Here is a 20,783-nt window from a genome sequence, read left to right on the forward strand (position 1 = left end):
CGGAGGGTGCGTGTATGGCCGAGTTTGATACGGTTGCCGGTCTTTATTTGGAGATGGTTAGAAAAGGCGGCCCCAGAAAAGCTTACGAAGCGATTATTAAGGAGCTTTCTTGCGAAACTGGACTCAATGGGAAAAGGATTTGCGACATCGGCTGCGGACCGGGTGAGTTGGCATTTCGGTTGTGTAACTTGGGAGGTATTGTCACCGGCGTCGATTCGAGCGCCATATTATTGAGTCATGCCCGTAATGTTACGGATCAGGTCGAGTGGATGGAAGATGATGCAATGACGCTCGGTAAAATCCAAGATGAAACTTTCGATATAGCAGTTTCAAGCTTGATGCTGATGGATGTTCCGGATTACGAATCGGTTTTCAAGCAAAGCTATCGAGTACTCAAGCATAATGCCATTATGATTTGGTTGGTAATGCATCCTTGTTTCCAATCTCCGTTCAGCCACCCTGAGGATGACGGTTCCCGAAAGGTATATCAATACGCTCCGCAATATTGGAAATCGAAAGGGAATGGGACATTACGGTCTATTGCCGGATCATATCATCGCCCCGTGTCTTATTACATCAATAATTTTATGAAAACGGGATTCGCTCTGCTGCGCACTTTCGAACCCGGATCGGAAACCGCCTTCGAATCGGTTCCGATGCATTTCGGGGCGATCGGCCGAAAAATATAAGACGGTCTAGTTTCTGACACATACGAAACTATTTAGGGGCAGCGATCGTCTTATTTTCTGTAAACCATTTTGAAGTTGCAGGAGACAAGGAGACCTTTATCATGAGAAAGCTCTTAACGATGTTGTTATCGGGTATACTTTTCGTTTGCGGGGCTCCACCAACTTATGCGGACGAAGAGAGCAAAAAGACGTTGAGCGAGGTTTTCGACAGAATGGTGATCATTCCGTACGATTTCCAGGGCAAAGCGTTCGTAAACGGGCAAAAGTCCGAAGTTTACCAACAGTTTGAAGCGGTTGAAAGAAACGGACGCGTCTTGGTCCCGATCCGGTTTATGGGTTATCTCGCAACTCAAGCCGGCAATTATAGCAGCAGCTGGGATGTGCATTGGGATCAGAAACATCCGGATGATATTCTCCTAACGAACTATGCATTACAGAAGACCGTCAAGTTTACGGTAAACAGCAAAACAATGTTGGTTAATAAGCAGCCCGTTGCATTGGATGTGCCGCCGCAATAAATCAACGGCCGGATCGTGCTGCCGCTGAGGAGTGCGGCTATTGCGCTGGACAAAAAAATCGACTGGTTGGACGGATTGATTCTGATTGGAGACGAGTCAGTAGATTTGCAGCATCCGCAGACATTGGCAATTAAGGATAAGATCAAGATGGAACTTACCGACAAACGGAAGCGGATTGAATACACGAAAGCGGCAATCCCTATAACGAAATACGGAAACACGATCTATTTCTATAATGAAGCGACAGGGGAACTATTTAGGAAAGCAGACGGGCAAAAAGTAGTTAAAGTGCAAGTGCCGGGGAAGCCCAATTTTTTCTCTGCAAAGGTCATTGGAGATGAGCTGTATTATACTTCGGAGGTTAACGGTGTACTTGAACTTTATGCGTTCGACTTTGTTAAGAATATTTCCAAGAAAATCTGTACGCTTGACGGCGGCCACCGTTGGTTGGAAGATGTTCGGTTTACAGATAATGAATTGTACGTTAGCCTGCACAACGGGGAATTAACATTAGGGCATGCAGTACTGTATAAGATTGAAAATGGCACCCCAAAGGAAGTACTGTCAACAAAAGACCTGATCAATTTTGTGAAAGCAGGCAAGTACATCTACTTTACCGATTTTTCGATAAACGGCGGTCCGGAAAACAATTTATACCGGGTGGACACAAAGACTGGAGAAAAGCAGTATTTCGGAGAGGAAGGCTTTGCTTACGGTATTAATCGCACTATCGAGGAAGGGGGCGGCATCAGTTATTGGAGCAACGGAGGAATGTATGTCAAAGACGGCTACCTTTATACTTTAGCATATAAAGAAACCGATCCTAAGGATGAAAGCTCCGTGTACAAAATCAATCTTGCGGATCGGACGCAGGTCAAGCTGACTTCTCCGGCCAAAGATTTCTGGATGGAGAATAATCAAATATATTATATAGAAACAAGCACGGGCTACTTGAAAAGAGTTGATTTGAACGGAGGCAACGATCGGGTCGTAGTAGAAAGAAATGTGCCGCATGCCAAATTCTATAATGGTAATATCTACTACACCTCGAATGCAAACAAAAATGTTTCCAATATAGGAGTGCTGTATCGATATAATATTGCCAATAAGCTGGAAGTCAAATTGAGCGACAAGCCGATGAGTTCGTATTATGTGGGGAAAGACGGAGTTTATTTTGTATCTGACGGGTATGAACCGGGACTGTTTAAGATTCGAGCGGACGGTCGCGTTATTCCCTTGGTTACGGATAATGTAGATAAAGTTTTATTAGCCGATGCGGGGATCGTTTATACACTGGCTTATAAAGAGGGAATATACTCAGGGAAGTAGAAAAGCGGTGGAGCGATCCACCGCTTTCTTGTCATGCAAAATACCCGTCGCTCACATCGAAATAGAAATTTTGCCTTCGTCCTGAGACCAATCGACCTTCGCGCCGAGGGATTCGCTGATGAACCGCAGCGGTAAGTACGAGGTGCTGACGATGATAAAAGGATCGTTTTGGAGCGTTACCGGTTTCTCATTCAGATAAGCTTCTTTGGTTGTGTAGTTGATACGGATCGTTACCGGCGGTTTGCCCGGCTCGGTTTGGTGAATGGTGACGATTTTGTTCGTCGCGTCCCACGTCAGCTTGGCGCCCATCTTCTCAAACACGGAACGAAGCGGGATGAACGCTTGGCCGTTTCTAATGATAACGCCGGTGTTAAGAGAGACCGGTTCGCCGTTTAGATGAACCGATATAGGCTTTTGCATCGGAACGGGATTGAAATGTTGAATCTCGTAATCTCCGTAGCCCAAATTGGCGAATTTGTTGTAGCCCCATCCCCACAACGTTCCGTCGGTTTTTTGCATGATGAAGTGGCGCGTACTCGTCTTGATTCGGCTTACATCCGAAGCAAGTACGGTAAAGGTTGGGTTGTCGGGCATCGTTTCCCGGTCAATGGAGGCTTCATGCACTTTCCCGTCGCCGGTCAATGCGATCACTGAACGTTCGACGACATAGGCATCCCGCACGTCTTTGACGGTGGTGAATAATACGGGAGCAGACTGTTTATGGCGCGTTGTTCCGTCGGACCAACCGGTAACGGTGTAACCCCAGAACCAGATTCGGTTTTGATTATCGATGGCAAGTCTCGTGTATCTGTCTGCTTTGATCGCCCGGATGCCGGATATCTCGTCGATTCTAGCGGCAGATAAACGTTCGACGGCTTCATCCGTCCATGACCAAACCGTCCCGTCCTCTTTGAGCGCGATATTCAGTTCAACATCGATCATGTTCTCTAAGGATTCAATCCGTTCAAACGAGCTTAAAGCTTCTTTATCTCTCCACACCGTCCCGTCTTTCTTCAGAAATATCCATCGCGTTTCGTAAGTCGCCATTTCATAATAGCTGCTTATGTCCGCCACATTGTCGATGCCCGCAAGAGGGGCGATTTCGTCCAGCTTCAGCTTTCCTTCGGTGATCGGAACAACAAATACTCTTCCTTCGGCATCCAAAGCCAACAGTCCCCTCCAGTTGTAATGGACGGAAACGAGGTCATTCAGAGCTTCCACTCGGCGAATATGTACGTCAGACGGGGAGGAAGCGCTTCTTTCCCAATGCCATACGGAATTGTCTTGCTTCATAACGAACCCGTGCTCAAACGATTTTTCCACGTCGGTCAGCCCGACAATTTGCGTCGGCACCGATTGATCGTTGCCCCACACCCATAAGGAACCGTCGGTTTTAATCAAGGAGTCCGGTTCGAACGATCGGATGCCGGAAGACGCCGCGGCTTCCGAAGCGGGTGCGGCCAATGATGATACTGTTAAACAAGTAACAAGGCTGAGGATGGCGGTCCATTTTTTCACTGAAATGCGTTCTCCTTTCAATAATTCGGCTCATGAAGATAAACGCAGCCCAGCGGAATAAAGTTTCAATTAAAATCTTTGCAAAATGAAAAGCTGCCCAAAGATGGACAGTCTTGGTATAATACATTTGTGCAGCTCGCTGTGGTGGGAATAGAATTGCTGGTACGTTTTTGATTGCGTTGTTAACATACCTGGATAACAGAAAGTGACCCCACCGCTGCTAGGCTAAAGGGGTCACTCACGGGTTTTACTCGGAGGTTTCCCGCCAAGTAGTTGCATAGGGAGCCGGTGGCCGCCGGCTCCTGTTGTTATTATTACTTTACCATAAGCATTTTAATACAGCAATCTTGATGATGGAATATCGCAACCTCAACCTTTAATGGACCCGATCAGTACGCCTTTCTCAAAATATTTTTGGATGAACGGATACAGCACCAAGATCGGCAGCGTGGACACGATGATAACGCCGAACTTGATTTGATCGGCATACCTTTGCGCATAGCCCCCGGCATCTCCGCCCACGCCTGCGCCGCTTTCAAATACCTGATTCGACAGCAGGATATCCCTTAAAATGATTTGCAGCGGCTGCAGTTCATTGCTTCTTATATAAATCAACGCCGTGAAGAAATCGTTCCAATGGCCTACCATATAATAGAGTCCGATCACGGATATTAGCGCCTTCGACAAGGGCAAAGCGATCATCGAGAAAAATTTGAAATGCGAACAGCCGTCGATCGCGGCGGCCTCATATAACTCCGACGGCAAAGAGGTTTCAAAAAACGTTCGCGCAATAATCAAATAGAACACGTTGACAGCGAACGGGAAAATAAATACCCACATCGTATTCGTCAGGTGCAGCCCTTTGATCAGCAAATAAGTCGGAATCAAACCGCCGTTAAAGAACATGGTGATGACAAATATGAGCATCAAAAACCGTCTGGCGCGAAATTCCCGCCGGGACAACACATAGGCAGCCGGCAAAGTGAACAGCAAATTGACGAAAGTTCCCAGCACCGTGTATATAATCGTGTTCTTGTACCCGGTCCAAACTCTGGAGTCTTGGAGTATTTCGTTGTATCCGAACAAGCTGACTCCTTTCGGCCAAATCAGGACTTGGCCGGTTGACACGAGGGTGGAGTCGCTGACGGATGCGATGACGATAAAATACAGCGGATAAGCAATGATTAAAAATATAAACGTGCATAAGACAAACAGCACAATGCTAAATAACATTTCACCGCCTGATTTGTTTTTCAATCCCACTTACAACCCCTCCTCCGGCAGCAAATTACCATAGGCTCATGTTCGAATATCTTTTGGCGATGGCATTGACCGCAACCAAGAAAATAAAGTTGATGACCGTATTAAACAGTCCGATCGCGGCGGAATAGCTGAATTGATTGGATACGATGCCTATCTTGTATACATAGGTTGCTATGACCTCCGAAACGGGGATATTCAACGAATTTTGCATCAGGAACACTTTTTCGAACCCGGTGCTCAATATGCCCCCCATGCTGAAAATAAACAGAATAATCATCGTCGGAACGATAGCGGGTAAGTCCACATACCGAATCATTTGCCATCTGCTGGCGCCGTCCATCTTCGCCGAATCGTACAGCTGCGGATCGACATTCGACAACGCCGCCAAATAAATAATGCTGTTCCATCCGCAGTGCTGCCATATGTCCGACAGCACATATACCGGTATAAAGGTATTTGTGGACGCGAGCAAATTGATATCGCCCATTCCGGCCGATTTCATGAAGTGCCCGACAATGCCCGTTTCCGGCGACAGCAGGACGTTGAGCATCCCCACGAGCACGATGGTCGATATGAAGTGGGGCATATATACCGTGGTTTGCATTGTTTGTTTCACATGTTTGTTTCTGAGCTGATTGATGATCAACGCCAAAATGATGGGCGCGGGAAACCCCAATACGATTGACGCCAAGCTGATGAAAAACGTATTCCTCATCAAATCGGTAAACATATAGCTGTTGATAAACTGTTCGAAGTAATACAATCCGCGCCATTCTCCGCCGGTAAGCCCTTTGCTGAAATCATAGTCGCGGAAAGCCAATTGGATGCCGTACATCGGCACATAGTTAAAAATGAAAATGATAAGTATGGCCGGCACTATCATGATCCACAATTGGTAGTCGCGCTTAAACGTATTGAAAACCGTCGGATGGCTTGCCGTCCGGACCGCGGCCGGATGATCGGCGGCAGTTCTCATCTGAGAGCTCATAGCGAATTCACCCCTCAAGGTAAGCGGATGCCATACCGCAGTTCCGTGCGCGGTATAGCATCCGCCGTCAGGATATTCTTCTCTTACATCTTGCTCATGTACTCATCGTAGTATTTTTGCATGATCTCCAAGTTTTGCTTCAGACCGGCTTTTTCGCATTCTTTGACAAAGGCATCCCACTCGGCTTCGATACCGCCTTTGGTCACCCATTGCGCGAACTTGGTTTTTGCCAAATTGTCCAGGTTCGTGTTGTTCAAGCTTAACGTGTTGTTGTCCGGAGTAGAATATTTAATGAACATGCCGGGGAATACATCTTTGTTCACATCCACGCTTAGTGCGTTCTTCATCGGCTCGGACTGTTCGAGAACTTCCTGCATATCCGTGCCGAGGGTCAACTGAAGCGAATCGGAAATATACATCGGACCGGCATCGGCCATCGTCGACGTCCACTTCCACGTTCCGGGATCCATCTTCGGATCTTCCGGCGGCAGCACGCTGTAAGTCCCGTCACCGTTATCCTTGATGTTCGGGCCGATCGAGCCGAACAGCACCTGCATGCTCACTGTAGGGTTATACAACTCGTTGATGAATTTCATGGCCGCTTCTTTGTTCTTCGTCTTAGCCGACATGACGATATGATTGACGCCGTAGTTCAATGAGTTGTAGTCGTAGCTCCACGATATTTTGCCGGTATAATCGGGCGTCACCTTTAACGGAGACATCGATGCATACTGCGGAGCGAGCTGAGGTCCCACCCGGTCCGAAGCTACCCATCCCCAAGTGAAGCCGACCTTCGCCGTATCCCCCGAACCGCGGGCGACGGACTGGTACTTCGTGTAATCGTGGGTGAATACTTCAGGGTTGATCAACCCGGCTTTATAGAGCTTGTTCAAAAATGCCACCAAAGTTTTGAAACGGTCGTCCGTGAGAAAATTTTTCACTTGGCCGTCTTCCACGAAATAGCCTTGGCCGCTTCCGTCGGTTAGCGTAATGCCCATGCTGCCCAACAGTACGGCGGGGTTGAAATATCCGCCGATGCCGCCCGGCCAGTCCATTGGGATTTCGTCGCTCGGGTCGCCGTTGCCGTTCGCGTCCTTCTCTTTGAACGCGACTAGAACGTCATACAATTCGTCCCATGTCGTCGGCATTTGCAACCCGAGGTTGTCCAGCCACTTCTGATTAATGTATTGTCTTGTCGCGGATGCCGGCCAAAATCTTTGGTATTTCGGCAATCCGTAAATTTTTCCGTCCGCTTGAGTCGCAATGATTTTAGTTTCCGGTTTTTCTTCGAACATCATTTGTACATTTGGAGCGTGCTGAGGGACCAATTCCGACAAATCTTGAAACAAACCTTGGAATTGCGCGAAATCGGCGTCGGTGATGACATTTCCGCCGACGAACAAATCCGGAACGTCGCCGCTCGCAAGCAATGTGCCTTTCTTCTGTCCCCAGTCGGCCGTGATTTCCTGCCACTCGATGTCCACTCCTGCGGCATCTTCCGCTTTTTGCAGCCATTCCATCTCTGCAAGCGGTTTCGTTAACGGGTGTTTTACCATGATGGCGGTTAATTTTACTTTGGCGCCGCCATTGTCGTTGCCGGCATTTCCTGATGAATCGCTTGTTCCGCCGTTGTCCCCGGGTGCGGAGCCTGAACCGCTGCAGCCTGTCAACACTGCTGTAGTAACCAAGACCAGCGACAGGAAAAGCGCTAACTTCTTTCGCATTGCACTACCCCCATATAATTAGTGGATTGCCGGTTGCGCCTTTTACGCAAGCGCTTTCACCCGGCACCTTAAATGTAATCCTTCGATCAAAGCGTCGTATACGGACATTTTTTGGAAGGTAGTCATTTTTTGAAAACGCTTTAATAGCAAGCCCTGAATGCGATTGCGGAAGTGGAGTTTCCTAAGCATTAGAAAATTGCATATTGTTCAAAAAATGCGCATCGCCGCCTCACTTATTCGATTCGCGGTATTGGCCGGGCGTTGTGCCTACAATTTTTTTGAAAGAGCGAATGAAACTCGATGTATTGGAATAGCCTACCTTTTGAGAAATGAATTCCAGCGGTTCATCCGTGCTCCGGAGAAGTTGGATCGATTTCTGAATTCGAAGCCGGTCCACATATTCCTTGAAGTTTTGGCCGAACGTTTTCTTGAAATAGTGGCTGAAGTTGGACAGCGACATATTGAAATGATCGGCAATGAGCTGAAGTGAGAAGTCGGGATCCATGCCTCTCTTTTCAATAAAAGCCAAGATCTCTTCCATAGAGGCGGTTCGGGACACCGGCTGCGCTTCACGAATGAAATCGCACAACTTGCCGCAGCTTTCCCGCAAAATATCTGCCATCTGCTTGATTGTGTAACGTTGGAGGAAAGCGACGCCGGTCAATTGCAGATAGCTTTGATCGTCCCGGCGGAAGCGCTGCAGTCCGTTGAAAATCAAGCTGATCGTGTTCAAATACAGCGTTCTCACCATATGCGGAGGCGTCGCTTCGCTGCCAATGTTATCGATAATGCGTTCTATCACCGCTTCGATGGAGGAGACGTCGTTCTTCAATATGAAAAGCTCGAGCGATTGCATCAGTTCGGCAAAGTAAGAAACAGAGCTGACCTGTTCAATCTTGATTTCGTCGAATGAGAGCACCGAATATTGTTTCCGGAAGCGGAGATGCTCGGCCGCGCGCAATGCTTGCAAATATGAGCTGTGAATCCCTTCGGGCGAACTTTGCGGCGTTCCGGCGCCGATAAGCGTGCGAATGCTTGTCCGATCCGTCAACTCCCGCTGAAGTTGGTCGAGGAACGCCTTCAACTGAAAACCCCGCGAATGGCAGCAGATGAAAACCATTTCTTGCGTATAGATGCTCTTGCAGAAGTATCCCTCAAGACCTTCCGGCAGGCTGTTTTCAATGCTCCGGCAATAGGTCTCGACGGAACCGAAGCTTTCTTCTCCCGCGTCGAATGTAAGCACCGCAACCGCGAAATAAGGATGCTTGAAGGACAAGCCGTATGCGGCGGCTTCGCTTTCGAACGCTTCCCAAGAAGGGTAACGGCCGCTCACGAGCTCGAACAACAAATTATCCCGCACGACCGGAAACGTGCTTTTCAATTTCTCATCCAGCTTGCTGTTGGCGGAGGAAAGCTGGTCAAGCGCATACCGTATCGTATCGATTTCGTTCATTCGTCTCGGTTCGCTTGGCGTAAAGATGTTTGCGGCGAAATGGACCAGCCGTTTGATCGGATCATAATTTTTGCGGATGGATACGTAGATGACGACGACCTCGAGCAGCAAAATCGCGACGAGAATGATTACGGTGTTACGCTGAATCGACCGGATATCCTGCACCGTCTCCGTCACAGGGACCAAGCTGACATATTTCCAGCCGTTCATATCCGAAACGTCGTACGAGACGATGAAGGATTCGCCGTTAATCAGGTAAATGCCCGAGCCGGACCGGCTTTCGCTTCCGCCTAAGCGGGAGACGAGGTCCTTGAAATCGCGCGAATCGCTGTAGTCCGTCTGATTCGAAGCGACCAACCGGTTTCCTTGTTCGTCGAAAATAAAGAAATTCCCGTTGTAAGCCTCGGAAACCGACTTCATCATTCGGATAATCGTATGTTCCCTGACCATAATCAATACCGCGCCGGGGGAGTTGGGGCCGCCGAGCGGAAGAGGCAGCAGAAACGTCAGCATCCGTGCCCGGTTGTTTCCCGGCACGATGACGTTCTCCGCCGCCCTGACAGTGGGGGCAGTCAGATTGTTCAATTGCTCGAACATCTCCTTTTGCGGCCAGTCGGGATAATAATATCCGAATCCGGGAGTCTCGAAATCCTGCACGCTGTATGCGCTTCCCGTCTTGGAAAACAGGTAGCCCGTGCTTTTCACATAGAATAAAGTGTTGTCGATGAAAGCGTCCGTCGCATTGTATTTCCGCATTTCGTTGGCAATCAGGACTCTTACGTAATCGTCGTCCCCTGCAAGGTAAAGTTTCATCTGCGGATTACGCACAAGCTCGGACGGCAAATTATACACGTACCGCGTAAAAATATCCATCGAATTCATAACCTGTTCGGTGATATGCGCGTTCCAATCCATTTCCTTTTCTTTAACGATGTCGGTCGAATACGGGTAATAATAGAATATTATTACTATTATTGGTAAAAAGAGTACCGCCATATAAGATATTAACAATCTAATTAACAAGTTAGATCTGTTTTTCAAATACGCTCACCTGCCTGGAATGTTAGTATGTGGAACTCACTTATATTATTAGAAGATACAATTATTATGACGAATACTCCGTTTGAAGTATTTCTTTTATTATAAAGTAATGTAAGCGGATACACTTTGTCGAGAACTACGTACTTTTCGCACAATATTATCATATAGTGAAACAAGCGTACACGCTTCGCGCCCATCTTGTTTTACACCGGCACAACGCGGTTCATTCGTGCACCACGGTGTTTCACTATGAAACAAGGCGGCTGTTCTGCACGCTTCTTGTTTCACATCGGCACAACGCGGTTCATTCGTGCACCACGGTGTTTCACTATGAAACAAGGCGGCTGTTCTGCACGCTTCTTGTTTCACATCGGCACAACGCGGTTCATTCGTGCACCACGGTGTTTCACTATGAAACAAGGCGGCTGTTCTGCACGCTTCTTGTTTCACATCGGCACAACGTGGTTCATTCGTGCACCACGGTGTTTCACTATGAAACAAGCGTACACCGCTTCGCGCCCATCTTGTTTCACATCGGCAGCGTTCACATCCGTTGCTCGCAGCGTAGTCCAACCTGCGTTCACATCCGTTGCCCGCAGCCGAAAATCGCGTACATTCCAACAACAACTTGCAGAAGGAAAACGTGCGAATGCCGGCTAATATATATAATATAAACTATTGCAAGTAAGGAAGCGCGAGGGATTGCTATGATCATGACCTTCGGTAACCGCCCGGTGCAGTTGAAATAATCTGGTAACAGATTGTACCGGGCAAACGAATATTTGTTATCAGTGATCAGTCAACTGCACCTATCACATTGATAATTATTACAAAATGTGAGAGGGGTACAGTTCAGAATGAATTGTGAACAATTGAAATCGTTATGGATATCCGAGGAAAGAAAGACGTTCAAAGGTTGGGATTTTTCTTATTTGGCAGGCCGCGCGTCGGAAGAACAACTTCCTTGGGATTACAGGTCTATCGTATTAACGCACATGGGTAGCGGCAAGAACATGCTTGATATGGGAACCGGCGGAGGAGAGTTCCTGTTGTCACTCGATCCACCGAAAGGGAAAACATTCGCAACGGAAGGTTATGCTCCCAATTACGAGCTATGCAAACGAACATTACCCGACTACGGGATAGATGTCCGTCAAGTGCATGATGATCGGGAGCTGCCTTTCGAGGATCATTTTTTCGATCTCATCATTAACCGGCACGAAGCTTTCGACGCTCAAGAAGTGTTCAGAATTTTGAAGCCCGGGGGAATGTTTGTTACGCAGCAAGTAGGCGGTCAAAATAACAGGGAACTGTCGAAATTATTGTTGGGTAACGATTCCAATATCATTGATGCGGCATTCGGACTCGGTTCGGCAATGGAGGAAATAAGCCGAAGCGGTCTTACGATTGTAGAAGGGAAGGAATTTTTCCCAATTCTTACCTTCTACGATGTAGGCGCTTTGGTATACTTCGCGAAAGTAATTGAGTGGGAGTTTCCGGGTTTTTCTGTGGACAGATGCTATGACAAACTGTGCTTTTTGCAAGAACAAGTGGAACAACAAGGTTGCATTCAAAGCACCGAACACAGATTTCTGATCGTTGCCCGCAAATAGTCCGCAGGCTGCCGGCCGGAAAGCGCCGGGAGGCAGCCTGTCCAATACAAGTTAAACGCTTTCAGAGTAATGCAGACGAACCGGCTTGCTAATTTCCGCGTAATTTTCGTCAATGTCCGTTTTAATGGATTCTATGATATATAGAACATCTTTTTTTATCTTCTGGTCGTCTATCGTATTTACGAGTTGCTCCAAATAATCGAATCTCGCTTTGGTAGAAAATTTCATTCTTATCACCACCATTCTATATAATTCGTAATACAGTTAATATTTAAGGGGATTGCAGTAAAATAAATGCAGGCAGGTGTGCTGAAAAGAGATGCAGCCTTATACACAGCGTGTAGTCGAGATCATTAAGAGCATTCCGGAAGGCCAGGTCATGACATACGGGCAAATCGCGGAACTAGCCGGAAGCCGGAGAGGGGCGCGGCAAGTCGTTCGAATTCTGCATTCGCTAAGCGCCGCATATGGGCTGCCTTGGCACAGGGTTGTGAACGCCAAGGGAGAAATCGTAATAAAAGACGAGGAATCGCGCTATGTACAACAACTGTACTTGCAGCGTGAAGGCGTCACGTTCGCCGGCAACGGCCGTGTCGATTTGGAAAGCTGCCGGTACATTCCGGACCGGAGCTGACGGCGGCTTTACAAAATTTTGTTGCTTGCGTTATATTTGGGGATATTATACTTTACGACTTACGAATGGGGTTGCCGGTGAATGTCTAAGAAAATATCGCTTGCGGAGGCAGTCAAACAGAAGCTTGCGCAGAAGAAAGAAGAACAATTGGCCGCTAAGAAGCAGCAGAAGCATGCGCCAAGCCCGAATCAACAGATGAAAAGCCAAATTACGAAGAAGCCGAACAATCAAAAAAAACGAACCGGCGTGTAGCGGGACAAAGGCTTGAGAAATCAGGCCTTTTTTTGCAAGGAGGAAGTAATGAACGACTGCACCGATGAGGAACTGATCCAGTTGGCAAAATCCGGCGATAAAGATGCTTATGGCGAGCTCTTTCTCCGTTACCGCGACCAAGCGCTCGGATACGCCCGGCGGTTGTCGAACGATCGTCATATGGCGGAGGACATTGTACAGGAGGCATTGATCAAGGCATTCCTCCATCTGGGTAAGCTTTCTCACAGCGGCTTCATTCCATGGCTGCAAACGATCGTTCGTCACCAAGCTTTGATGAAGCTCAGGCGGGGCGGACCGTATGCCAAAGAGCGTCCGTTCTCGGGGTTTACCGCTGCCGGCGAAGAACAAAGTCAACTCGATTTTTCCAACATAGACAATGTATTGGATTATGTCAGCCGTCGAATCGGCTCCCAACAAAGCGCCGATCAGCCGCAGCCGCAGGACATCATTCTGCGCAAAGAAATGTGGGATACGATTCGGGATTTGCTCAAGGTGCTCAGCAAGAAGGAAAGGCAAATCTTTGAGGCGCATTTTTTCGGCCAGCTCGCGCCCGATGAAATCGCAAGTCTATTCAATCTTTCGACGGCCAACGTATATAAAATCATCTCCAGATCCCGTCAAAAGGTCTCAAACGAGAAATTATTTTTCGATTTGAAAGATTCGCTTCGCCACAAAGTGGAGAAGGACGGATTACGGAAGCGCGAGCTGGCGAAACCGGCCATCGAAGGCTCTTCTTTTCCTCACCCGGACCTTACGTTTTTGAACGCCCTCTATCATAATCTACCCTATTCCGGCATGAGCATCGCAAAGCACGAGTTGGCCGGATGGACCCAGTACGCTTTCAAAATCAGCGTGTGGAAGCATCGTATCGGACCGCTCAGCATGCACGATTGGAATACATACAAGACTAATGCGCTTCTTAACCTCGGTTTCCATTGCCGGACGATGGATATTTACAATTACGGTCTGAAAACGGCCCCAAACAAAAAAGCAACATTGTCATGGCAAGCGATCCGGATGATCCGTGATTCGATTGACAGAGGAATTCCCGCTTTTCTGCACGACGCGCTTCATCCGGAGTTTGCGCTGGTGTACGGCTACGACGACGAGAAACAGCTGCTCTTCGCATCCGACACGCAAGGACACGGGGAGATGCCATATTCGTTGGTCGGGCACCGGAGATCGAACTGCATATATATTGTTATCATCGACGGACGGTTTGGAATAAGTTCGGAGGCGAGACTTCAGCGTCTAATCAAACTGATCGTGCGGCACGCGAAAGGGGAGGAGCCGATCTTTTACTCGCAGGTGAACGGCCTCGCCGCATATGACGCATGGGTGGAAGCGATTCGGAACAATACCGCCGATCCTCTGGGACATGCCTCCAATGTGAGAATTTTGGCGGATGCGCGCGAGTCTGCCGCAAGGTTTTTAACCGAGTTGAGCAGGCAATGGAGCGAATCCGCTTCTGAGGCGGAGAATCGTTCCGTCAGGGAAGTGTTTGGAGAGGCGGCCGGTTGCTACCGGGAAGTGTTTGACGTATTTCACCAACTTCAGGAACGATTCCCGTTTCCCGGGGATAAGGACTTAGTTGCCCATGATAAAAAGTTCGCGGTTGACATGTTGCTGCAGGCCAAACATTTGGAGGAGCGCGGTATAGCGGTCTTGGAATCATTGCTCGCTAGCCGGAGCGCCTTCGTCGGTCGTTCGGAGATTGTTCCCGCTATCGTGCAGCCGAGTCCGTTTTTCTTGTTCTAAGGAGGTATCTCTGTTGGCCTTATCAACTTTATTCGAATTTGAAGGCGCTTTCCTACACTCGGAGTCATTGCGCGAATCAATTCTTACCTATAGTGAAATATTCGACCGTCCTGTTATTCCCGGGTTATCCGACGGACCGATTTATGTGCTCGAGCTCGCTCATGGGAAAAAACTGATTCTGGACGATCACCGGTATGATACGCACCATTTTGACCCCAAACCTGGTTTTGTCTTGAAAAGCGCGGATTTAGAGAAAGCGATGCATACGATCAAGCGCTGCAAGCTGGAGATTACGCTGCCCATTGTGAAAGGAACCGGGATGAATTTCTTCTTGTTTCGGGATGCGGATGAGCATGTTTTCGCCGTGTGCGACCGCGCTTTGCCGTACCCGGCTGTAACAGATTTCTCCGACCGGGGGCGTTTTGCGATTAAAGATTTGAATTTACCCGTTCGTCAAGTCGATGCTGCGCGTGCAGTGTATGCTGAGATTTTTTCATTGCCGGCGGATGTCCATGTTAAGCTGGTCCCTCGTTCGCTGCGGCCGCGATGGCCTTTGTGCCGTATCCAAACCTCGGATCTGGGTCGTATCCGCTCTTGGCTGCGCCAACATCCGAAATACCGCGCGGATGATTCGACCGAAGGGCTTGGTGTGGAATTTTGGGATAAGTATGGCAATGGGCTGCTGTTTGAGGAGGGTTGAAAAAAATTTTTCGAAAATGTCAGAAACAGCTTCTTGCCGGCATTGTACATAATGAAACCAAATGAAGGAAGGAGGGAGAACATGGCAGCTGCTGCGGTGAAGTTAACGGGTCCGACGATGGTATTGCTAGTTAGGGATCTGGATAAATCGGTCGAGTTTTACAAAAATCTCGGCTTTACTTATGAGCTTGTAGGCGGGCCGGATGTGAAACACGTTCATATGAACAGGGATTCGGTTACTTTTATTTTGCATCCTGCGAAGAATGCTGACGATGTGAGGCCGTTATCATCGGTAGATGGCGGGTTATATTTCGATGCATTTTGCTATACGGATGTCAGAACGATTCTTGAAGAATTCCGGTCTAAGGGAGTAGAAATTGTGAGGGGACCGGATCTCAATGATTTCTTCAGCGAGTTTACAATCCAGGATGTCGACGGCTACCGCATCGCATTCGGAGGATAAATAATAATCTAAGGAGTGAAATTGCCAATGGAACAGAAGATCGGCAAGAAAGCAACATTTCACGACAGTTTGCAAGTGAGGCTTGTATCGGATTTTGAAAAATCGCTCGCATGGTATCGCGATGTGCTTGGCTGTGAAGTCAATTATTGGGGACATGCCGTGAGAGGCGGAATGAAGTTGATTCTCCAGCAAGCGAAGCATCCGGACGACGTCAGGCCGAATCAAGCATCGGCGAAGCGGGATAACTATCCGACGGATTGGACGGGCCCTGATTTGGGATGGGACACATTCATTCATCTGGATTATAACGAGTTTGATTCGCTGGTGGAAGAGATGAGGGCTAATGGGGCTAACATCGTTTTAGGGCCAATTGAAGCTACTCACAGCAACGGCATGCATTTTAAAAATTTATACATTCAAGACCCTGACGGGTATACCATTGTATTCGGGTGAGGCGAGCTCAATGACTACCACTGTACAAGTCGGATTAGGAAGTGTCGCTACGGTCTATATCCCTGTGTCGGATTTTTGGAAGTCCAAGAAGTGGTACGAAAATGTACTCGGATTGCAGTGGGGCGGCCATTGTTTCAAATTGGATTCAGGTCCCACGGGTCGAGGAAATTGAAGACAGAGGGTTGTGCGGACGCAACTTTAAATTTTAAGACCCCGACGGTAATAAGTTTGACGTATGGAATGGGGATTACCAGCATGAAACCGATCCTCAATGGGTGGAACCGGAAGAATAAAGAAGGAGTGGATCGACCGTGCCGGCTGTGAGAGCGCAAATCAAGAATGCATTGCAGGTGAGATTGGTTTCGGATTTAGTTAAAGCAAAAACGTACTACCAAGACATATTAGGCTTTACGGTTGACGATTGGGGACACGTCGAACGCGACGGGGTAGGCTTTATTTTGCAGCAAGCCGAGAAACCCGAAGATGTGCGGCCGAATGCTATGCCGTCAAAGCGGGATTACCCGTCCGACTGGCCCGGCCCGCCGACAAGCTGGGATACTTACGCATATTCGGATTTTGGCGGAGTGCAGTCATTGTACGATGAGTTCGCGGCTAAAGGCGCGATCATTGCGTATGAGCCGCTAATAGAAGATATGGGCAGCCGCCAGTGGAAGGAATTTGCAGTGAAAGATGTGGATGGGTATGTCATTGTATTTGGCGGCGGAAGTTGAGAGGCAACATGCTACTATTTTGTTCACTTGTGATGCACTAATTCCAAAACGATGGGTGGGTTAAAATTGATAGATAGAACGAGCACAATCGTAAAAAGAATTAACTGTATTTATTTGCCTGCAAACAATCCTGAAGAGTCGGCCAAATGGTATACGGATCACCTCGACTTGAAGCTGCTGAGGCCTGTGAATGAGGACCAGGCACAGTTAGGCATCAGTTCAGAGCAGGCGATATTTTTAATTAAGCCAATGGAGCCAGGCAACCTTAATTACACGGAAATCAACGGTTCGGAGCAATGTATATTAACCCTGCAAGTCGATAATTTGGAAGAGCTTCATTCAAAAATGAAACAAAATGGAGCTCATGTGACGCATATCGAAGATAATGGTGGATGTGGCCGTAATTTTTCCGCTTATGATCCGGCCGGCAATAAGATAGATTTATGGGGTGGCTGGCCTAAGTAAATTACAACTGAATTACTTTGATCTTTGAAACGGCCATCCCACAGTGGGGTGGCTTTTCTAATTAGCCGTGCTTTTCGTAAAATAGCTTCCTAGGTTGCCGAAAAGGACTTAACGAAAAAAAATGGAATATAACATATATAAATTGTTCAAAACGGATCGGCGAACGGCATCCTTATTTATGAGGCGAAGGAGTCGCGGGAGGACGGCAACGGTTATGAGACTGCATATTTCGGAAACGGCAAATGCGTTAAAGGAAAGCCGAGGCGCAGCGGAGCGGCCCGATCGCGACCAAACGTTGGTGGAACGGGCGCAACAAGGGGATACCGAAGCGTTCGGGGAGCTCATCGAACAGCACCGGAACAAGGCGCGCGATTGGGCCGAGCGGATGACCGGTGATCCGCATATGGCCGACGATGTTGTGCAGGATGCGCTCATTCGCGCGTTTCTGCATCTGGGGACGCTGACCGATACGAGCCGCTTTTTGCCTTGGTTTCACCGTATCGTGCGCAACCAGGCGAACATGCGGTTACGCCGCGGCGGTCCGCACCGGAAGGAGAAGCCGTTCGCATCCATGGGGCGATCGGCGGACACCGACCGATCGCGAGTCGACTGGGAGGATCTGGACAGCATCCTCTATCATCTTTCCCGCACGGCGGCCGACGCTGCGGCTAAGGATCAGGATCCTGCGGAAAGTCTGCTGCGCAAGGAGATGTACGAAACGATTCATGCGCTGCTCCATTGTTTGAGCCCCAAGGAACGCGGGATTTTCAAGGCTTACTTCTTTCAGCAACTGAATCCTGAAGAGATCGCGGCCATGTACCGAATGACGACCGGTTCCATTTACACCTACATACACCGTTCCCGCCAGAAGCTCCGCAAAGAGCACATCCGCGTTTCACTCGGCCTTCTGCCTGAGAAGAGGGGAGGTGGCGTATTGGCTGGAAATAAAGTGCTTCAATTGCCGGAATGGCCGCCACAGCTTTCGGTGAACACGACCTTCGGCGACAGCGTCGGCCGCATTCTGGCCATGCTTGGCGACCGGCGGGACACGGCCGAACTGATGTGTGTCTCTACTCTCGCTTTCCGAATGAAGATTTCCGATAGAACGACTTTTGCGGACGGCATCTATATTTTCGATTGGAGGCGAAGGTTGCAGGCATTCATGGAGGAGCTCGGCTATAAAATATCCGTGCTCGCCGGACAGCTCGCGGATTCTCCGGTTCCGTTGCTGGGCGCGGTGGAACGGTTTCCGGTCGTCTTGCCGATTGAAGAAGCCGTTCTCCCTTTTATCCGAAAGTATATTGATGCGGGTAAGCCGGTGTTGTACTTCGACACGCTGGCCACAAAGCCTTATGTTCACGAATGGGCGATAATATTCGGCTACGACGATGAACGGCGGATCGTGCACTTGACGGATCAAATGCTGCCTGAAGGAAAGACGCTTTCATATGATGACGTTGCTGACAATCCGGTGCGGTTTCTCGCGGGTATTGACGGCTGTTCCGCCCGGCCGCCCGGGGAAGCAGCTCTGCGGACTCAAGCGGAGCGGACGATCCGGTTTGCGGTCGAGTACGCGAGGCGCGGCTGCGATTACCGGCCGTCGACCGTTTACTTGCGTTACACCTCCGGGCTTGCTGCGTACGACCGTTGGATCGGACATTTGCGCAGCGGCCATACCGTGCCGAACCGGTACGGTATGGGGCAGCTGTCCGCCGTGTATGCCGAGACGAAACGCTACGCCTCGCAATATTTGCGCGGCGTAACGCTCGAAGGGGAAGCGATGCGGCTAACGCTGCTGGCTTCCGAAGCTTATGAACAAGCGGCGGATGCGATGGAGAAACTGAGCGGGGTAGTGCCGTTCATCCGTACGTCCGAAGTGCTCGCCCCGGACATGCGCGACACTTCCGCGGCGTATTTGGAGACAGCGAAAGAGTTTGAAACGGCGGCCATCGGATATTTGGAAAAAGCGATCACATTTATGAGAGAAGGGAAGTAGCAGCAATTATGGCAGAGATTCGATTTTTAACGGAAGTTTCTTATAACATGCATAATGTGCAGGCGGCGAAGGAGATCTTCGAACAGGCAAATCCGAATGTTCGTATCGTTGTCGAGCAGTCGACCGATCATTACGAATCGATACAGTTATTTAAGTCCGATACCCCGCCGGATATAATCGAAACGGGCGGCTATTCGATTTTCAACAGGAACGGCCTGTTTATCGATTTGAATCCGTATATCGCCGAGGTCCAAGGCTTGGAAGAGGATATTTTTCCGGGTTTGCTGCGGATCACCCGCCAAGGCGGAGCGCTGCATGCCCTTCCCATTGAAATCAGTCCGCCGCTTGTCGTGTATAATAAGGAATTTTATGACCGTGAAGGGTTGGCATATCCGACCGAAGATTGGACGTGGGACGATATGATCGAACTAGCAAAACGGTTGACCCTTCGGGACGAGCATGGTGTTGCGAGCAGGTTCGGTTTCGGACTCGGTGTCGATATCGAGTGGTTTGAGCCTTTTGTTATGCGTAACGGTGGAAGATATGTCGCTCCGGACGGATCGACGTCTAGGGGATATGTGGATAGTCCGGCTACGATCGAAGCGTTCCGGAAGCTCATTGACGCATTCCGCGTGCATTCAATTATTCGGAAGCCGGGAGAGGTTTGCGAAGCGGCAGACGGCCAAGAGGAGTGCGCGATGAAGTTCTCTTTTATGTGGGACATGTTTCATGGCAGGGCGAACGATGACCGATACGGTGTCGTAAGTTTGCCGAACATGCCGAGCAAGCAGCAGGCGAACATGATCTATATGGGTGGAGCGGGGGTAACGACGAAATCGGCGAATCCGCGGATCGCATGGGAGTTTCTTCGTCATTACTTGGTCGATTGCCATTCATGGATGCCCCCGATTTCGAAGAAGCAGGCGGAGCAGCGGGGGTTGACGGCGCATCCGGTCTGGTCTCGTTACTTGCAGGAGCTCGACCATGTGCAGTTGAGCGGTTACTATTTGAATCAAAAATGGAACTCCTCCCGCCAATTGATCAACGAAGACATTCACCGCATGATTTTGGAGGGGGCCGACGTGGCGCAGACGCTCCGGTCCTGGACGAGGTATACGTAGGTTAGGTTTGTTTCACAGTGACCTGATGTTCCCGGTAAAGAAAAAATAAAAACC

Annotated in this window: 21 protein-coding genes; 14 read left to right on the forward strand and 7 right to left on the reverse strand. The window is 49.0% G+C overall.

The window, feature by feature from the left end:
* Nucleotides 1–14: 14 nt before the first annotated feature.
* The 3 genes from JET16_RS18185 (at nt 15) to JET16_RS18195 (ending at nt 2,536) form a co-directional block, all read left to right on the forward strand.
* On the forward strand, nt 15–689 hold the full coding sequence (locus JET16_RS18185; protein WP_199618211.1) for a class I SAM-dependent methyltransferase: 675 nt from the start codon (nt 15–17) through the stop codon (nt 687–689).
* Nucleotides 690–790: 101 nt separating this feature from the next.
* Nucleotides 791–1,207, forward strand: coding sequence for a stalk domain-containing protein (locus JET16_RS18190; protein ID WP_199618213.1), 417 nt, complete (start codon nt 791–793; stop codon nt 1,205–1,207).
* Between the two features lie 15 nt (nt 1,208–1,222).
* Nucleotides 1,223–2,536: a DUF5050 domain-containing protein gene (locus JET16_RS18195; protein WP_199618215.1), complete on the forward strand. Its 1,314-nt coding sequence runs from the start codon at nt 1,223–1,225 to the stop codon at nt 2,534–2,536.
* Between the two features lie 51 nt (nt 2,537–2,587).
* On the opposite strand, the gene JET16_RS18200 is transcribed toward JET16_RS18195, so the two are convergent.
* From JET16_RS18200 to JET16_RS18225, 6 genes are all read right to left on the reverse strand, one after another.
* Nucleotides 2,588–4,054 carry a stalk domain-containing protein gene (locus JET16_RS18200; protein WP_199618217.1) on the reverse strand — a complete coding sequence of 489 codons (1,467 nt, stop codon included), beginning with the start codon at nt 4,052–4,054 and terminating at the stop codon, nt 2,588–2,590.
* Between the two features lie 369 nt (nt 4,055–4,423).
* On the reverse strand, nt 4,424–5,287 hold the full coding sequence (locus tag JET16_RS18205) for a carbohydrate ABC transporter permease (RefSeq protein WP_199618589.1): 864 nt from the start codon (nt 5,285–5,287) through the stop codon (nt 4,424–4,426).
* Nucleotides 5,288–5,342: 55 nt separating this feature from the next.
* A complete protein-coding gene (locus JET16_RS18210; protein ID WP_233531878.1) occupies nt 5,343–6,200 on the reverse strand; it encodes an ABC transporter permease in 858 nt (285 codons plus the stop codon).
* A gap of 188 nt (nt 6,201–6,388) precedes the next feature.
* The gene (locus JET16_RS18215; RefSeq protein ID WP_199618219.1) at nt 6,389–8,029 is read right to left on the reverse strand and encodes an ABC transporter substrate-binding protein; all 1,641 of its coding nucleotides are present in this window, start codon (nt 8,027–8,029) and stop codon (nt 6,389–6,391) included.
* 229 nt (nt 8,030–8,258) lie between these two features.
* The gene (locus JET16_RS18220; protein WP_233531848.1) at nt 8,259–10,355 is read right to left on the reverse strand and encodes a helix-turn-helix domain-containing protein; all 2,097 of its coding nucleotides are present in this window, start codon (nt 10,353–10,355) and stop codon (nt 8,259–8,261) included.
* Between the two features lie 614 nt (nt 10,356–10,969).
* On the reverse strand, nt 10,970–11,107 hold the full coding sequence (locus JET16_RS18225) for a hypothetical protein (protein ID WP_199618221.1): 138 nt from the start codon (nt 11,105–11,107) through the stop codon (nt 10,970–10,972).
* 273 nt (nt 11,108–11,380) lie between these two features.
* On the opposite strand from JET16_RS18225, the gene JET16_RS18230 reads away from it, so the two are divergent.
* Nucleotides 11,381–12,136 (forward strand): class I SAM-dependent methyltransferase, encoded by a 756-nt coding sequence (locus JET16_RS18230; RefSeq protein ID WP_199618223.1) that lies wholly within the window; start codon nt 11,381–11,383, stop codon nt 12,134–12,136.
* 51 nt (nt 12,137–12,187) lie between these two features.
* On the opposite strand, the gene JET16_RS18235 is transcribed toward JET16_RS18230, so the two are convergent.
* A complete protein-coding gene (locus JET16_RS18235) occupies nt 12,188–12,364 on the reverse strand; it encodes a hypothetical protein (RefSeq protein WP_199618225.1) in 177 nt (58 codons plus the stop codon).
* A 91-nt stretch (nt 12,365–12,455) separates the two neighbouring features.
* On the opposite strand from JET16_RS18235, the gene JET16_RS18240 reads away from it, so the two are divergent.
* From JET16_RS18240 to JET16_RS18285, 10 genes are all read left to right on the forward strand, one after another.
* Nucleotides 12,456–12,770 (forward strand): MGMT family protein, encoded by a 315-nt coding sequence (locus tag JET16_RS18240; protein WP_199618227.1) that lies wholly within the window; start codon nt 12,456–12,458, stop codon nt 12,768–12,770.
* Nucleotides 12,771–12,851: 81 nt separating this feature from the next.
* Nucleotides 12,852–13,022: a hypothetical protein gene (locus JET16_RS18245; protein ID WP_199618229.1), complete on the forward strand. Its 171-nt coding sequence runs from the start codon at nt 12,852–12,854 to the stop codon at nt 13,020–13,022.
* Between the two features lie 48 nt (nt 13,023–13,070).
* A complete protein-coding gene (locus JET16_RS18250) occupies nt 13,071–14,801 on the forward strand; it encodes an RNA polymerase sigma factor (RefSeq protein WP_199618231.1) in 1,731 nt (576 codons plus the stop codon).
* A gap of 13 nt (nt 14,802–14,814) precedes the next feature.
* On the forward strand, nt 14,815–15,501 hold the full coding sequence (locus JET16_RS18255) for a hypothetical protein (protein WP_199618233.1): 687 nt from the start codon (nt 14,815–14,817) through the stop codon (nt 15,499–15,501).
* Between the two features lie 81 nt (nt 15,502–15,582).
* Complete coding sequence (locus JET16_RS18260) at nt 15,583–15,963, forward strand: VOC family protein (RefSeq protein WP_199618235.1); 381 nt, start codon at nt 15,583–15,585, stop codon at nt 15,961–15,963.
* 27 nt (nt 15,964–15,990) lie between these two features.
* Nucleotides 15,991–16,416, forward strand: coding sequence for a VOC family protein (locus tag JET16_RS18265; protein WP_199618237.1), 426 nt, complete (start codon nt 15,991–15,993; stop codon nt 16,414–16,416).
* Between the two features lie 311 nt (nt 16,417–16,727).
* Nucleotides 16,728–17,147 (forward strand): VOC family protein, encoded by a 420-nt coding sequence (locus tag JET16_RS18270; protein WP_199618239.1) that lies wholly within the window; start codon nt 16,728–16,730, stop codon nt 17,145–17,147.
* Nucleotides 17,148–17,213: 66 nt separating this feature from the next.
* Nucleotides 17,214–17,612 carry a VOC family protein gene (locus JET16_RS18275; RefSeq protein WP_199618241.1) on the forward strand — a complete coding sequence of 133 codons (399 nt, stop codon included), beginning with the start codon at nt 17,214–17,216 and terminating at the stop codon, nt 17,610–17,612.
* Between the two features lie 214 nt (nt 17,613–17,826).
* Complete coding sequence (locus JET16_RS18280; protein ID WP_199618243.1) at nt 17,827–19,608, forward strand: RNA polymerase sigma factor; 1,782 nt, start codon at nt 17,827–17,829, stop codon at nt 19,606–19,608.
* An 8-nt stretch (nt 19,609–19,616) separates the two neighbouring features.
* Nucleotides 19,617–20,729: an ABC transporter substrate-binding protein gene (locus JET16_RS18285; protein WP_199618251.1), complete on the forward strand. Its 1,113-nt coding sequence runs from the start codon at nt 19,617–19,619 to the stop codon at nt 20,727–20,729.
* The last annotated feature ends 54 nt before the right edge of the window (nt 20,730–20,783 follow it).

The sequence above is a fragment of the Paenibacillus alkalitolerans genome, from assembly GCF_016482785.1.
In the GTDB taxonomy this organism is placed as follows: domain Bacteria; phylum Bacillota; class Bacilli; order Paenibacillales; family YIM-B00363; genus Paenibacillus_AE; species Paenibacillus_AE alkalitolerans.